Origin of the sequence: Nocardia sp. NBC_01377 (assembly GCF_045040005.1) — a bacterium.
Lineage (GTDB): Bacteria > Actinomycetota > Actinomycetes > Mycobacteriales > Mycobacteriaceae > Nocardia > Nocardia noduli.
The window spans coordinates 5,282,601-5,296,151 of the sequence record NZ_CP109566.1; the positions used below are offsets into that span (position 1 = coordinate 5,282,601).

13 protein-coding genes are annotated in these 13,551 nt (G+C 68.8%); 11 read left to right on the top strand and 2 right to left on the bottom strand.

The genetic code is table 11. From position 1 onward, the window contains the following. The first annotated feature begins 47 nt into the window (after positions 1 to 47). The 9 genes from OG225_RS24270 to OG225_RS24310 are packed head-to-tail and all read left to right on the top strand — an operon-like array spanning position 48 to position 9,288. Positions 48 to 1,313, top strand: a complete 1,266-nt coding sequence (locus OG225_RS24270) for an ATP-grasp domain-containing protein (protein WP_405177408.1) — start codon at positions 48 to 50, stop codon at positions 1,311 to 1,313. Then, on the top strand, positions 1,310 to 2,179 hold the full coding sequence (locus OG225_RS24275; protein ID WP_405177409.1) for a Rossmann-like domain-containing protein: 870 nt from the start codon (positions 1,310 to 1,312) through the stop codon (positions 2,177 to 2,179). Before OG225_RS24270 ends, OG225_RS24275 begins: the two co-directional genes overlap by 4 nt. Continuing rightward, positions 2,167 to 3,225 carry a PLP-dependent cysteine synthase family protein gene (locus OG225_RS24280; RefSeq protein WP_405177410.1) on the top strand — a complete coding sequence of 353 codons (1,059 nt, stop codon included), beginning with the start codon at positions 2,167 to 2,169 and terminating at the stop codon, positions 3,223 to 3,225. Before OG225_RS24275 ends, OG225_RS24280 begins: the two co-directional genes overlap by 13 nt. Then, the gene (locus OG225_RS24285) at positions 3,222 to 4,265 is read left to right on the top strand and encodes a dipeptide epimerase (RefSeq protein ID WP_405177411.1); all 1,044 of its coding nucleotides are present in this window, start codon (positions 3,222 to 3,224) and stop codon (positions 4,263 to 4,265) included. Before OG225_RS24280 ends, OG225_RS24285 begins: the two co-directional genes overlap by 4 nt. Next, the gene (locus OG225_RS24290; protein ID WP_405177412.1) at positions 4,262 to 5,569 is read left to right on the top strand and encodes an MFS transporter; all 1,308 of its coding nucleotides are present in this window, start codon (positions 4,262 to 4,264) and stop codon (positions 5,567 to 5,569) included. Before OG225_RS24285 ends, OG225_RS24290 begins: the two co-directional genes overlap by 4 nt. After that, positions 5,550 to 6,404, top strand: a complete 855-nt coding sequence (locus tag OG225_RS24295) for a class I SAM-dependent methyltransferase (RefSeq protein ID WP_405177413.1) — start codon at positions 5,550 to 5,552, stop codon at positions 6,402 to 6,404. The genes OG225_RS24290 and OG225_RS24295 overlap by 20 nt, the downstream gene beginning before the upstream one ends. Then, positions 6,401 to 7,210, top strand: coding sequence for an ABC transporter ATP-binding protein (locus tag OG225_RS24300; protein ID WP_405177414.1), 810 nt, complete (start codon positions 6,401 to 6,403; stop codon positions 7,208 to 7,210). The genes OG225_RS24295 and OG225_RS24300 overlap by 4 nt, the downstream gene beginning before the upstream one ends. After that, entirely contained in the window at positions 7,207 to 8,289 is a 1,083-nt protein-coding gene (locus tag OG225_RS24305) for a FecCD family ABC transporter permease (protein WP_405177415.1), read from the top strand. The genes OG225_RS24300 and OG225_RS24305 overlap by 4 nt, the downstream gene beginning before the upstream one ends. A 30-nt stretch (positions 8,290 to 8,319) precedes the next feature. After that, positions 8,320 to 9,288, top strand: a complete 969-nt coding sequence (locus OG225_RS24310) for an ABC transporter substrate-binding protein (RefSeq protein ID WP_405177416.1) — start codon at positions 8,320 to 8,322, stop codon at positions 9,286 to 9,288. Between the two features lie 135 nt (positions 9,289 to 9,423). Here the strand turns inward: OG225_RS24310 and OG225_RS24315 are convergent, their stop codons facing one another. Together OG225_RS24315 and OG225_RS24320 are read right to left on the bottom strand one after the other, a co-directional pair. Next, a complete protein-coding gene (locus OG225_RS24315) occupies positions 9,424 to 9,903 on the bottom strand; it encodes a Dps family protein (RefSeq protein ID WP_216910806.1) in 480 nt (159 codons plus the stop codon). 117 nt (positions 9,904 to 10,020) lie between these two features. Continuing rightward, complete coding sequence (locus OG225_RS24320) at positions 10,021 to 10,485, bottom strand: hypothetical protein (protein ID WP_405177417.1); 465 nt, start codon at positions 10,483 to 10,485, stop codon at positions 10,021 to 10,023. Between the two features lie 264 nt (positions 10,486 to 10,749). On the opposite strand from OG225_RS24320, the gene OG225_RS24325 reads away from it, so the two are divergent. Further along, the gene (locus tag OG225_RS24325) at positions 10,750 to 11,853 is read left to right on the top strand and encodes a glutamate--cysteine ligase (protein ID WP_405177418.1); all 1,104 of its coding nucleotides are present in this window, start codon (positions 10,750 to 10,752) and stop codon (positions 11,851 to 11,853) included. Positions 11,854 to 11,960: 107 nt separating this feature from the next. After that, the gene (locus tag OG225_RS24330) at positions 11,961 to 13,475 is read left to right on the top strand and encodes a catalase (RefSeq protein ID WP_405177419.1); all 1,515 of its coding nucleotides are present in this window, start codon (positions 11,961 to 11,963) and stop codon (positions 13,473 to 13,475) included. Positions 13,476 to 13,551: the final 76 nt, after the last annotated feature.

Genomic DNA, 13,551 nt, shown 5'->3' on the forward strand with positions numbered 1-13,551 from the left:
GATAACGATTATCATTACCTATCGACCGCGCGCGATGAGGAGAACACATGGGGCACCTACTGATGGTGGAGAGCTGGGTCGGGTCCATGAGCACACTGCTCCCGCACGGCATCCGCGACCGAGGACACCGATTCAGTTTCCTGACCCGCGATCTCGGGCACTACCTGCGGACGGCGACCGATGCGCGCCATCCCCTGCTCGGCGCGACGAATATCCTTACAGCCGAGACCAATGACGAGCAGGCCGTCGTCGACACCGTGCGTCGTCTGCACCAGGTCTTCGAATTCGACGGGGTGCTGTCCTCGTGTGACTACTACCTGCCCACCGTCGCCGCGATCACCGCCGACCTCGGGCTCCCCGGGCCGAGCCGCGACGCGATGCGCGCGGCGTGCGACAAGGCGACGACCCGCCGGATCTGCTCGGCCGCCGGGGTTCCCGGTCCGGCATTCGCGGTGGTGGCCGCGTGGGACGAGATCACCACGGCGGCGGAGCGAATCGGCTATCCGGTCGTTGTCAAACCGGTCGACCTCTGCGGTGGGATGTTCGTGCGCCGCGTCGAGAACGTCGACCGGTTGCGCGACGCGGTCGAGGCCATCGCGGGATTCCCCGTCAACGCGCGCGGGCAGGTCCGCGCGCCCGACGTACTGGTCGAGGAATGTCTCGACGGTCCCGAATACAGCGTCGAGACCGTCACCCACCGCGGCCGGACCACCGTCGTCGGCATCACCGACAAATACGTGGTGGGTTCGGACTGCTTCATCGAGGCCGGGCACATGTTCCCCGCCACGACCGACCCCGAGCAGTCGGCGGCCATCGGCGCCGTCGCCGTCGCCACGATCGAGGCGCTCGGACTCGACGGCACGGTCGCCCACACCGAGGTCGTCGTGACCGCGCGGGGTCCACGCCTGGTCGAGGTCAATCCGCGACCGGCGGGCAATCGGATCACCGAATTGGTGCGCCGGGTCACCGGTATCGATCTCGCGGCGGTCCACGCGGATCTGGCCGCCGGGATCGAACCCGTCCTCGCACCGGTCGACACCGGAATCGGCAGCGCGGCCATCGCCTTCCTGGTACCCGACCGCGCCGGGCGACTGGAGTCCATCCTCGGCGCGGGCCAGTGGTCCCTCGACGACCGGATCGTCGATCATCACCTCGCCGCGGCGGGCAGAAATGTACGCGTCGCCGACAACAACAACGAATACCTCGGCTACGTCATGGTCGTCGACGAGAAGCCGCGCGCCGCGAGCGAACTCGCCCAGCGATCGATCGCCGGACTACGCGTCGCCTATCACGATCCCGGTACCCGGACATGACGGCCGCGAACACCCCCGCGACCGGACGACGGCCGCGCTCGGTCGCCGAACTCGTCGACCTGGTCCGGGCGGGCGCGCTCGGCCCGCCGCCGGAGACGGTCACGGTCGCGAGCGCGTTCCTCACCGTGCACGGCACCAGGCACGCGGGCCGGACACAGCGCTATCGCAACGAGATCATCAGTGTGCGTGTCGGTTCCGCGGTCGGCTCGTGCGGACTCGAACCCGATCGGCGCGTCGACCACGCGGAGATCGTCTCCGACTGTGTCGGCGCGACGGTGGCCGCACTGCTCGACCACGCCGTTCCCGCGGTAAGGATCGCGGCACTCGACGGCTACCTCATGCACCGGCACCCGCATCCCTCGGCGGCGGGACGAACGGGACGGACGATCGCGGTCGACGGCGCGTCGTCACTGATCAAATCGCGCAACCGGGCCCGCACGGTCGTCGACCTGCTGCCCACGCGGGGCATCCGGACCGTGCTCGTGGTCGGCGTCGTCAACTCCCTGCTCGCCGAATTGCGCGCGCGGGGAATCGGTTACATCCCGTGCGACCGCGCGGGCGGGACGACCGAATGGGACGAACCCGTCCTGAGGTCCACCGAGGCGATCACCACCCCCTACGACGCCATGCTCGTCACCGGGATGACGCTGGTCAACGGCAGTTTCGATCCTCTGCTCGAGCACGCGGGCCGCCACGGCATGCCCCTGGTGATGTTCGCGCAGACCGGCAGCGCGGTACTGCCGTGGTTCCTCGGAGACGACGCCGTCACGGCGATATCGGCCGAACCGTATCCGTTCTTCTCCCTCGACGGCGGCCCGAGCACTCATATCCACTACGACCTTTCGGAGTCCACGTGCGCACGGTAGAGCCACACGGCGGTCGATCCGGACTGCTCCGACTGATCGGCGGGACACCGGTCACCCCGATCCCGACCGAGTCCGGAAACTACTGGGCGAAAATAGAATCCGCGGGGGTGGGCGGCATGAAGGCGCGCGCCGCCGCGTCCATGCTGCTGGCCGCCATCGATCGCGGGGAACTCGCGCCCGGCGCGCCGATCATCGAATCGACCAGCGGCACAATGGGTGTGGGACTGGCGCTGGCGGGGCGTGCGCTCGGCCATCCGGTCACACTCGTCGTCGACGCGGAACTCGAACCGGATATGCGGACGCTGTTCGGCCGCTACGGCGTCGCCCTCGCCGTCGCCGAGCATCCGCATCCCGAGGGCGGCTGGCAACGCGCCCGCCTCGATCGGCTCGCGGTCCTGCGCGCGTCGACACCCGGCGCGTACTGGCCCGACCAGTACAACAACCCCGACAACGCGCTCGGCTATCTCGACATGGCCCGCGAGATTCTCGACCAGACCGAACCGATGGACGTGCTCGTCGTCACCGTCGGTTCGGGCGGTCACTCCGCTGGCCTGACCCGGGCGCTGCGCCGGTACTGGCCGCGACTGCGCGTCGTCGGCGTCGACGCGGTCGGCTCGCGGATCTTCGGCCAACCCGCGCGCAGCCGGGTGATGCGCGGCCTCGGCAGCAGTATCCTGCCGCGCAACGTCGCCTACGCCGATTTCGACGAGGTGCACTGGGTCGGCCCGACCGAATCGGTCGCCGCCTGCCGCGACCTCGCCGCGCGTACCTGCCTCGGGGGCGGCTGGAGCACCGGCGCCGCCGCGCTGGTCGCCGACTGGGTGTCGCGCCGCGAACCGGGATCGCGGGTGCTGACCGTCTTCCCGGACGGACCGCACCGATATCTGCGCACCATCTACGACGACGACTGGTGCGCCGAGCGCGGCCTGCTCGAGGCACCGTGTACCGAACCCGTCGAATTCGGCGACCCCGACGAATCCGAGGCACAGGGCTGGGCGCGCTGCCGCGTCGTCCGCGATCCGGCGACAGCGCGGGTATCGGCATGAGATTCGAATGGACGACGACGCGTATCGAACTCACCGAGCCGCTGCGCATCTCGCGCGCCACCATGTCCGAACGCGATGCCGTATGCGTCACCCTGTCGCACGACGGCGTCTCCGGCCGGGGCGAGGTCGTCACCAGCCCGCGTCTGGGAATCACCGTCGCGACGATCGGTCGGGCGCTCGCGGACACCGCCGCGTGGGCGGCGGGCGTGGGCGACCCGGAAGCTCTGCGCGCGGCCCTGCCCGCCCTTCGCGCCCGCCTGGCCGACGCGCTGCCCGTGGCGGCGGCCGTCGATATCGCGGTGCACGACCATCTCGCCACCCGGGCCGGACAACCGTTGAGCGCCTATCTCGGTATGCCGCACTGGGATTCGGCGCCCACCGCCTACACGCTCGGCATCGGGGCCATCGAACCCACGGTTCGCTCGACCCGACGGCTGATCGATGCCGGTTTCTCCGTGCTCAAACTCAAACTCGGCGAACCCGATCCCGCCGCCGATATCGCCAGGGTCCGCGCGGTCAGGGCGGCAACTCCGACCGCCACGCTGATACTCGACCCGAACGGAGCATGGGACGCCGAGACCGCCGTGCGGGTTCTCACCGAACTCGCCGACGCCGGGATCGCCGCGGTGGAACAACCCGTGCCCACGGGACGGCTCGACGACCTCGACGCCGTCGCGCGCGCGGTCCCGATGCCGGTGATCGCCGACGAGGACGCGGGTTCGGTCGAGCAGTTGGCGGCACTGCCGACGACGGTGGCCGGAATCAATATCAAACTGGCCGAATGCGGCGGCCTGGACGCGGCCGCCTCGATGATCGACTGGGCGCGGCGTTCGGGTGTCGAGGTGATGCTCGGCTGCCAGGTGTCGACCTCGCTCGGTATCGCCCCCGCCGCGCATCTGAGCGGCGCCGCACGATGGATCGACCTGGACGGACATCTGCTGATCGCCGCCGATCCGTGGTGCGGGCTCGGCGATGTCGACGGTGTCCTGCGCCGTCCCGCCGGGCCCGGACTCGGAATCCGCCGACGGGTGGCCGCGTGAACACGCTCGCGTTGTTCCGGACGTTCCCGCTGTCGGTGCGCTTACTCCTGGTCAACCAGTTGGCGGGCAATACCGGGTTCTATCTGCTCATCCCGTTTCTCGCCGACTACCTGCTGCACGATCTGGCGTTGTCGGCGGCGACCGTCGGCGTGGTGCTCGGGGTGCGCAATCTGAGCCAGCAAGGCTTGTTCCTGGTCGGCGGGTCGGCGGCCGATCGGCTCGGCGCGCGCCGGGTGATCGTCGTCGGCGCGGCCGTTCGCGCGGCCGGGTTCGGACTGTTCGCGGTGGGCGGGTCCGTCACGGTCGTGCTGCTCGCCGCCGTGCTCACCGGATTCGCCGGGGCGCTGTTCAATCCGGCGGTCCGCTCCTATATCGCCCTCGACAGCGACGACCGCGCGGCGGACGCCTTCGCGCTGTTCAACATCTTCGGCAATATCGGGTCGGCGCTCGGACCCGTTGTCGGCACCGTCCTGGTCTCGATCGGTTTTCGGCTCACCGCCGTGGTGGCGGCGGGAATTTTCCTGGCGCTCACCGTCGCCCAACTCGTCCTGCTGCCTGATCGTCCGGTCGCGCGCGGCACGACGACCGTGGCGGGCGATGTGGTCACCGTCCTCACCCATCGCGTGTTCGTGGCTTTCGCGCTCGCGTTGATGGCCATGTTCGCGTTGCAGAGCCAGATCTATTTCCTCCTGACCTTGCAGGCGCGCCGGGCGGCTGGAGCGGGCGGTGCGGCGATCGCGGTGGCGGCGCTGTTCCTCACCGAGACGATCATCATTCTCCTGCTCCAGGTCCGTATCACCCGGGCGTTCGGCACCCGGGCGCGCGGACCCGCCATGGCGACGGGCATGGCGACGATGGGCGCGGCCTTCCTCGTCCCGCCGATCGCGTCGCGTGTCCTCGAATCCGGCACCGGCGGAGCACTTTCCACGATCGTGTCGGTCGCGCCGGTCGCGCTCGCCGCGTCGATCCTGGCCGTCGGCGTCATGACGGTGCAACCGTTCGTCAACGAACTGATCCCACGATTCAGCGGCCCACACCTGACCGGAACCTACTACGGCGCCTTCTATCTCGTCGCGGGCGTGTTCACCGTGACGCTCACCTCCGCCGTCGGCGCGGCCGTCGATCGCTTCGGCGGACCGCTCGCCTGGTGGCCCGCGCTGCTGTGCGCCGCGACGGGTTCGCTCGCCGCCGCGGCCGTGACGGTCCTGCACCGGCGCGGCGCGCTGCCCACCCCCGACGGCACGTCCGGCCCGCGCACAGTACTCGTGAAAGGTGATTGCGACGATGACACCCACCAGCGCTGACCCGGTGCTCGCGGGTGAGAACCTGCTGACCGACAATCCCGCGCTCTACGAACGGACCTTCCCCGACAACGGCGAACGCAACGCGCGTTTCGTCCACGACCTGGTGACGCGATTCGCCGACACCGCGACGGATTCGAGGCGATTGCTCGATATCGGAGCGGGTACCGGACGCGACGCCGCCCGGCTGGCCGACCTCGGCTATTCGGTGAGCGCCGTCGACATCTCCGCGCGGATGGTGGCCTATGCCCGCGCGAAATACCCCGATCTGACCGTGACGGTCGCCGACGCGCGCGACATCGAGGTCGCCGCAACGGTCGATGTGGTGACCTGTCTCGGCAGCACCCTGCTGCACCTGCACGACACCGCCGATATCGTCGCGGCCCTCACCCGGTTCGCCGCGTGCCTGCGCCCCGGCGGCGTGCTGATCCTCGAAATGCGCAACGGCGCGTTCCTGCTCACCGACCGGGGGCGGCGCGAACTGCTCGACCACGAATCGGTCCGCACGATCGCGTGGGAGGGCGTCGACTACACCTCGCGCACGTCGCTGTCGATCGACCTGCCCGCGCAACTGCTGCGCAGGCGCCGTGTCTGGACCTGGGACGGTTGCGGCATACCGGTCACCCAGGACACCGGGTGGCGTCTGCTGTTCCCCCGGGAGCTGCGATACCTGCTCGACCTGAGCGGATTCGAGGTCCTCGCGCTGTTCGATCGACCCGGACCGCTCACCGAACCGGAGTGGCCGGGTAACGGCATACTCGGCGACGCACTCGACGGCGACCGCCTGCATGTCGTGGCCCGACGACGGGGCTCGACCGCCGTCGAGGTTGTCGCGTGATCACCCTCGACGACGTCCATTTCGACTACGGCGGCACCCTCGTGCTGTCGGGAATCGGCTTGGTGGCCGAACCCGGCACCACCCTCGGGCTCATCGGTCCCAACGGTTCGGGCAAGTCGACACTGTTGCGCTTGATCTACCGGGCCCTTCGGCCACGTACCGGTGTCGTCGCCATCGACGGCACCCCGGTCGCCGACCTGCGGGGACGCGATATCGCGAGCCGCCTCGCGGTGGTGACGCAGGAATCCTCGGCGGACACGCCGATCACGGTCGCCGAGATGGTTCTGCTCGGTCGTTCGCCGTGGGCCGGTGCGCTGCGAGGGTATTCGCGGTCAGATAGGGCCGCCGCGGCCGCCGCGATGCGCCGGGTCGGGGTGCGCGCGCTCGCCGAACGTCCGTTCGCCTCGCTGTCGGGCGGTGAGCGCCAGCGGGTGCTGATCGCCCGCGCCCTCGCCCAGCGGGCCGACCACATCCTGCTCGACGAGCCGACCAATCACCTCGATATCCGCTACCAGCACGAACTCCTGGGCCTGGTCCACGATCTCGATGTCACCACCGTGGTCGTCCTGCACGACCTGAACCTCGCGGCCAGGTACTGCGACAGCCTGGTCCTGCTCGACCGGGGTCGAATCGCCGCGGCGGGCCCGGTGGACGACGTCCTCACCCCGGACGTACTCGAACCCGTCTACCAGGTCACCGTGGCGCGTTCGACGGCGTTCGGCGCGATTCAGCTGCTGTTCGGGCCGAGGAGGCCGATTGTCGAGGACGTCGTAACCACCTGCGCCGGAAAGGTTCTCGCACCGTGACCGCGACCTTCGCACCGACCGAGGTCGACGACTCGGCGCAGACAGGGAAACGGTGGATCACGGCGACGTGGATCGGCGGGCTCACCGCGCTGCTGTGCGTGACGGTCATCGTCGCGACCGGGATCGGGCCGGTCTCGGTGCCACCGCCGACGGTCGCCCGGATCGTCGTCCACCATCTGCTCGGCCGATCCGGCGAGGTGGAATGGTCCGCCGCCCAGGATTCGATCGTCTGGCTGGTGCGCGCGCCGCGCGTCCTGCTCGGCGCCTGCGTCGGCGCGGCACTGGCGGTCAGCGGTGTCGTCCTCCAGACCATCGTCCGCAACGCGCTCGCCGATCCGCATATCCTCGGCGTCACCTCCGGCGCGTCCACCGGAGCGGCCGTCTGCCTGCTGTTCGGCTCGACCGCCACGGTCGCCACCGGCGCGCTCGCCTCCAGCGCGTTCCTCGGGGCGTCGATCGCCACCGCCCTGCTGTTCACCATCGCCAGGATCAACGGGCAGATGACCTCGCTGCGGCTGCTGCTGGGCGGGGTCACCATCGGCTACATCTTCTCCGCGGCCACGAGTTTCCTGATCTTCGCCTCCGACTCCCCCGAAGGCGCGCGCGCCGTACTCTTCTGGCTGCTCGGATCGCTCGGGTCGGCCGCGTGGACCTCGACCGGTGTCACCGCCGTCGCCGTGGCCGTGACGCTCGGCGCGCTGTTCCTGCTCGGCGCCCGGTTCGACGCGCTCGCCATCGGCGACGACACGGCGAGAACCCTCGGCTTCGCACCCATCCGGTTGCGTATGTACGCGCTCGGCCTGGTGGCACTGGGCGTCGGCGCGGTGGTCGCGGTGGCGGGCACGATCGGTTTCGTCGGGCTGATCATTCCGCACGTCGCCCGGCTGTGTGTCGGAAGCGCGCACCGCAGGCTGATCCCGGTGTCCGCGCTGATCGGCGCGATCTTCCTGGTCGCCGCCGATGTCGTGGCGCGCACCGCGTTCGCGCCACGCGAACTGCCGCTGGGCATCGTCACCGCCGTCGTCGGAGCGCCCATGCTGCTGCTCCTGATCCGGCGACTCCGCACCGTCACCTCGTAATCCCCCGTCAGAGAAGGAATCCGACCAACCATGAGAACTCCGCACCGATTCACCGTCCTGCCCGTCGCGCTGGCCGCGCTCGTCGGCCTCACCGCCTGTGGCGGATCGACCGCGCGGACCACGGCGCACCCGGAAACCGGTTTCCCGCTGACGATCTCGAGCTGCGGTCGCGACGTCACCTTCGAGGCCGCGCCACGGCGTGTCGTCACGGTCGGCTCGATCGCCGCACCGATGATCGCCGCCGCGGGCGCCGCCGACCGCGTGATCGCCCGCACTTTCGAGACCGCCCCCTTCCCCGGCGCGTATACCGACCGGCTCGCGCACGCCGAATTCGTCGCTCCCACTGCGGAACTCGCGCGCGAGGAGATCATCGTCCGGACTCCCGACGTCGTGGTGAGTTTCGAGGGCGCCGCCGTCACCCCCGACGACCTCGCGGCCGCGCGCATCCCGCTGATCGTGACCCGCGGATACTGCAAGGACGCGGCGGGTTCCTTCGACGACGTCTTCGCCGATATCGAGCTCTACGGCAGGCTTTTCGGCACCGAGCGCGCCGCCGCCGACGAAGTCGCCGCACTGCGCGCGCGAGTCGCGACCGTCACCGCGAAACACACCCCGGAACAGCGTAAGCGCCCGGCGGCCGCGCTGATACTGTCCCGCGACGGATCGACCCTCAACGCCTACGGCGGCACCAGCACCGTCGACACCCAGATGGAGATCCTCGGACTGACCAATATCTTCGGAGATGTCGCCCAACGCAGTTTCGGCGCGAACACCGAAACTTTGATCGAGCGCGACCCCGAAATCGTGATCCTGCTGACCCAGGGCGATCAGACCCCCGACTCCGCCCGCGCCGCCCTACGGAACCGACCGGAGTTGGCCGGTATCGACGCGATCCGCGCCGACCGCGTCATCGCCGTCCCGTTCGGCTACACCGGCCCGGGCCCGGTCGCGGTGGAAGGTCTGGAAACGCTGTCCGACAAGCTCGAAGCCCTGCGGTGACCGTGTAGACCTCGCCTCGAACCCACGAGGCGATCCGTGTCGCCGATGCCCACTGCCCGAAAGCCCCTGCCCCGCGCACAAGTCCGCCGTCGACGCTCGGTCGACGGCGGACGGTCCGCTCTGCTCACGCGAGAACTACACGGTGGCGAGCTGTGCCTGCCACATCCAGTGCAGCTGCTCCAGCCGCGCCGCGATCTCGATGAAGAGATCCTGGGTGACCGGATCGGCCTTCTCGGTCGCCTCGATGCGGTCGCGCAGTCGCGCGATGACCGCGCCGAGATTGCCCACCACGGAGTCGATCACGTCGGTGTCCTGCTGCCAGCCCGCGCCGATGCCGAGCGCGCCGGAATCCGTCGACACCGTCTGGGCGCGACCGTCGGGGCTGATACCGATCGCGGTGGCGCGTTCCGCGCTGCTGTCGGTGAATTCCCGCGCTACGACCACCAATTCGTCCAATGCGAGGTGGACCGAGCGGAAGTTGCGGCCGATGACGGTCCAGTGTGCCTGTTTAGCGATCAGGGTCAGGTCGATCAGATCCACCACCGTGGCCTGCAATGCCTCGCCGGCGATCCGCTGCTGTTCCTGGTCGAGTGTGCTCGTGATCGGTTTGGTCATCGTTCACGCCTTTCTCGTGTCGCGACGCTTTCGCCGTACTCACGGACCGAACTACCCGGCCTCACCGAGCCGAAACCGGGGTGTCGCGAGTCACGAGCGTCGCCGACGCGACACTTCTCAGCAGGCGATGCCGACGATCCGCGCCCGGCGCGAGGCCGCGCGCACGGCCGCCGCGACGGCGACCAGCGGCGGCATCCAGCGGGCCTCGGCGGGGGCGATCCCCCAGGTGAGGGCGCCGGTCGACAGGGTGCTCGGCGGCAGCGGGACACCGGCGCCGTCGCTGTGGACGACAGCTCCCGCGTGCCGCAGTGCCGCGATCGCCCCTTCGACCCGCTTCAGGCCGGTGACGAGATGGATTTCACGACGCTGCGCGCCCGGGATCTCGATCACCGGACCGGACAGATTGTTCGCACGCAGGAAGCGGCGCACATTCGCGGCCAACTCCCCCGTCAGTTCGATACCGGCGACCCGGTCGTCGGTGATCAGGCAGGCGCCGTTGGCCGTCGCCGCGACCGTCCACCCGAAACGGGTGTAATCCCGCGTGGTGTCCTGGCTCGCCACCGTGACGGAAGTCGGAAACATCGTCGGCACTGTCTTCTCCTTTTCTCCATCGGATCCGGATCTCGTATCGGCATCCGTGCGACCTTCCGGGAGCGAATCCCCGGTCGAGGCGAACCCCACTGTGGTGTTCGTACCTGTGAATCAAATCCATTGGAGCTAGGAGTTTTCCTACGGAATCCTTACAGGCGCGGCCCCGATGGCGAGGTGCCCGCGACGATCCCCGGCGGCATGCTTTCAAACAGCTGTTATAGCCGAATCGTCATGAAGGCGGCGTAGCCTACAGGCATGGACGAGGCCGCGCCGACCGTCGGCGTCGAGGAGGAGTTCCTGCTGGCGGACCCGGTCACCGGCGCACCCGCCGCCAAGAACCTGGCGGTGGCCGACGCGGCGAAGCAGGCGGGGATCGCGCTGCAACTGGAACTGACCCGCTGTCAGGTGGAGACCAGCACGAGCGTGCATACGCGGATCCCGGCGCTGCTCGATGAACTGCGCGAACAGCGCCGCACGGTCGCGGACTGCGCCGAGGACAACGACGCGCGGCTGATCGCGGTGGCCATCCCCCCGACCGTCCCCGAACACTTCCCGGTGACCGACACCCCGCGGTATCGGCGGATCGAGCACGCCTACGGCATGCTCGCCCACGAGCAGGGCCTGTGCGGATGCCACGTCCACGTCGGCGTGCCGAATCGCGAGACGGCGGTGCTGGTCGGCAACTACGTCCGCCCGTGGTTGCCCGTCCTGCTCGCGACGACGGCCAACTCGGCCATCTACCGGGGCCGCGACACCGGCTACGCCAGCTGGCGCAGCATCCTGTGGCGGCGCTGGCCGAGCGCGGGGCCGCCACCGTATTTCAGCTCCGCCACCGAATACGAGTCGATGGTGGCGATGATGCGGGCCAGCGGCAGCATTCTCGACAACAAGATGGTGTATTGGGATATCCGTCCCTCGGAGACGTTTCCCACCGTCGAGGTGCGTGTCAGCGACATTCCGGCGACCGTCGAGGAATCTGCCCTGCTCGCGGCGTTGATCCGGGCGACGGTGACGATGGGGCTGCGTTCCATCGTCCGCGGGGTCCGCGCGCCCGCGGTACCCGCCGAAGTCCTGCGCGCCGCCTACTGGAAAGCCGCCCACTCCGGACTCGACGGGGACGGGCTCGACCCGGTGACCGGTCGTGTCAGGCCACATCGCGAACTGCTGGCCGATCTCGTCGAACGGATCGAACCCGCGTTGCGCGACACCGGCGACCACGACTTCGTCGCCGAGGCGATCGCGGCGCTCCACAGCAGGGGTAACGGCGCCCGCAGGCAACTGCGGGCGATGCGAGCCCGCGGGGAGGTCACCGATGTCATCGCCGAACTCTCGCGCGCGACGCTGGAGGGATGCGTCTGAGCGAGGCGGCCGGTTTCACCGCTCGAGGCGGGGGTAGGCGGCAACTGTCACGGCCGGACGCGAGCTACGGCTCGATCTCCCGGTTACCTGAGGTAGAAGGGAGCAAGATGTCGAATTTCACCACCGATGACGCGGGTATTCCGGTACCGAGCGACGAACATTCACTCACGGTGGGGCCCGACGGCCCGATCCTGTTGAACGACGCCTATCTCATCGAGAAGATGGCCGCGTTCAACCGGGAGCGGGTGCCCGAGCGGCAACCGCACGCCAAAGGCGGCGGCTCCTTCGGCACCTTCGAGGTGACCGCGGATGTCAGCGCCTACACCAGGGCCGATCTGTTCCAGCCCGGTAAGAAGACCGAGGTACTCGCGCGCTTCTCGACGGTGGCGGGCGAGCGCGGCAGTCCCGATACCTGGCGCGATCCGCGCGGCTTCGCGCTGAAGTTCTACACCGAACAGGGCAATTTCGACATGGTCGGCAACAACACGCCGATCTTCTTCGTGCGCGACCCCATGAAATTCCAGGATTTCATCCGTTCGCAGAAACGACGGGCCGACAACAACCTGCGCGACCACGATATGCAATGGGATTTCTGGACGCTGTCACCGGAATCCGCGCACCAGGTCACCTGGTTGATGGGCGATCGCGGCATTCCGCGCACCTGGCGGCACATGAACGGCTATTCCAGCCATACCTACCTCTGGTACAACGCCGCGAACGAGCGTTTCTGGGTCAAATACCATTTCAAGACCGATCAGGGCATCGAGTTCTTCACCCAGGACGAGGCCGACCAGATGGCCTCGATCGATACCGATTACCACACCAGGGATCTGTGGGAGGCGATCGATCGCGGCGACCATCCGAGTTGGACGCTGAACATGCAGATCATGCCGTTCGACGACGCGAAGACCTACCGGTTCAATCCCTTCGACCTGACCAAGGTCTGGCCGCACAGCGACTACCCGCTGATCGAGGTCGGCAGGATGACGTTGAATCGCAATCCGGCCGACTATCACACCGAGATCGAGCAGGCCGCGTTCGAACCGAGTAATTCCGTGCCGGGTACCGGCCCGAGTCCGGACAAGATGTTGCTCGGGCGCTGGTTCTCGTATCCGGACGCGCACCGCCATCGGATCGGTGTGAACTACAAGGAACTTCCGGTCAACTCGCCGCACGCCACCACGGTTCGCTCGTATTCCAAGGACGGGGCGATGCGCCATCACAATCCCGGCGATCCGGTCTACGTCCCCAATTCCAAGGGCGGTCCGCACGCCGATCCCCAGGTGTCGGGGCCGCCCGTCGGGTGGCATACCGACGGGGAGATGGTCAGGCAGGCCTATACGGTCCGCGCCGAGGACGACGACTGGGGTCAAGCGGGCACGATGGTGCGCGATGTCCTCGACGATTCGGCCAGACAGCGACTGGTGGACAATATCGTCGGCCATCTGCTCAATGGCGTGAGCGAACCGGTGCTGGGACGCGCGTTCGAGTACTGGCGCAATGTCGACAAAGATCTCGGTGACCGGATCGAGGCCGGGGTCAGGGACAAACAGGACGAACTCGACCCCAAAGCCGCCGAACAGGCCAATCCGGCCCGCTACTCGGCGCAGCGCAAGGCCTGACCGCGCGCCGTTCCGCCCCCGGGCGCGCGTACCGCGCACCGGGGGCGGAACCGTTCGGCCGTCCACACCGACGTGG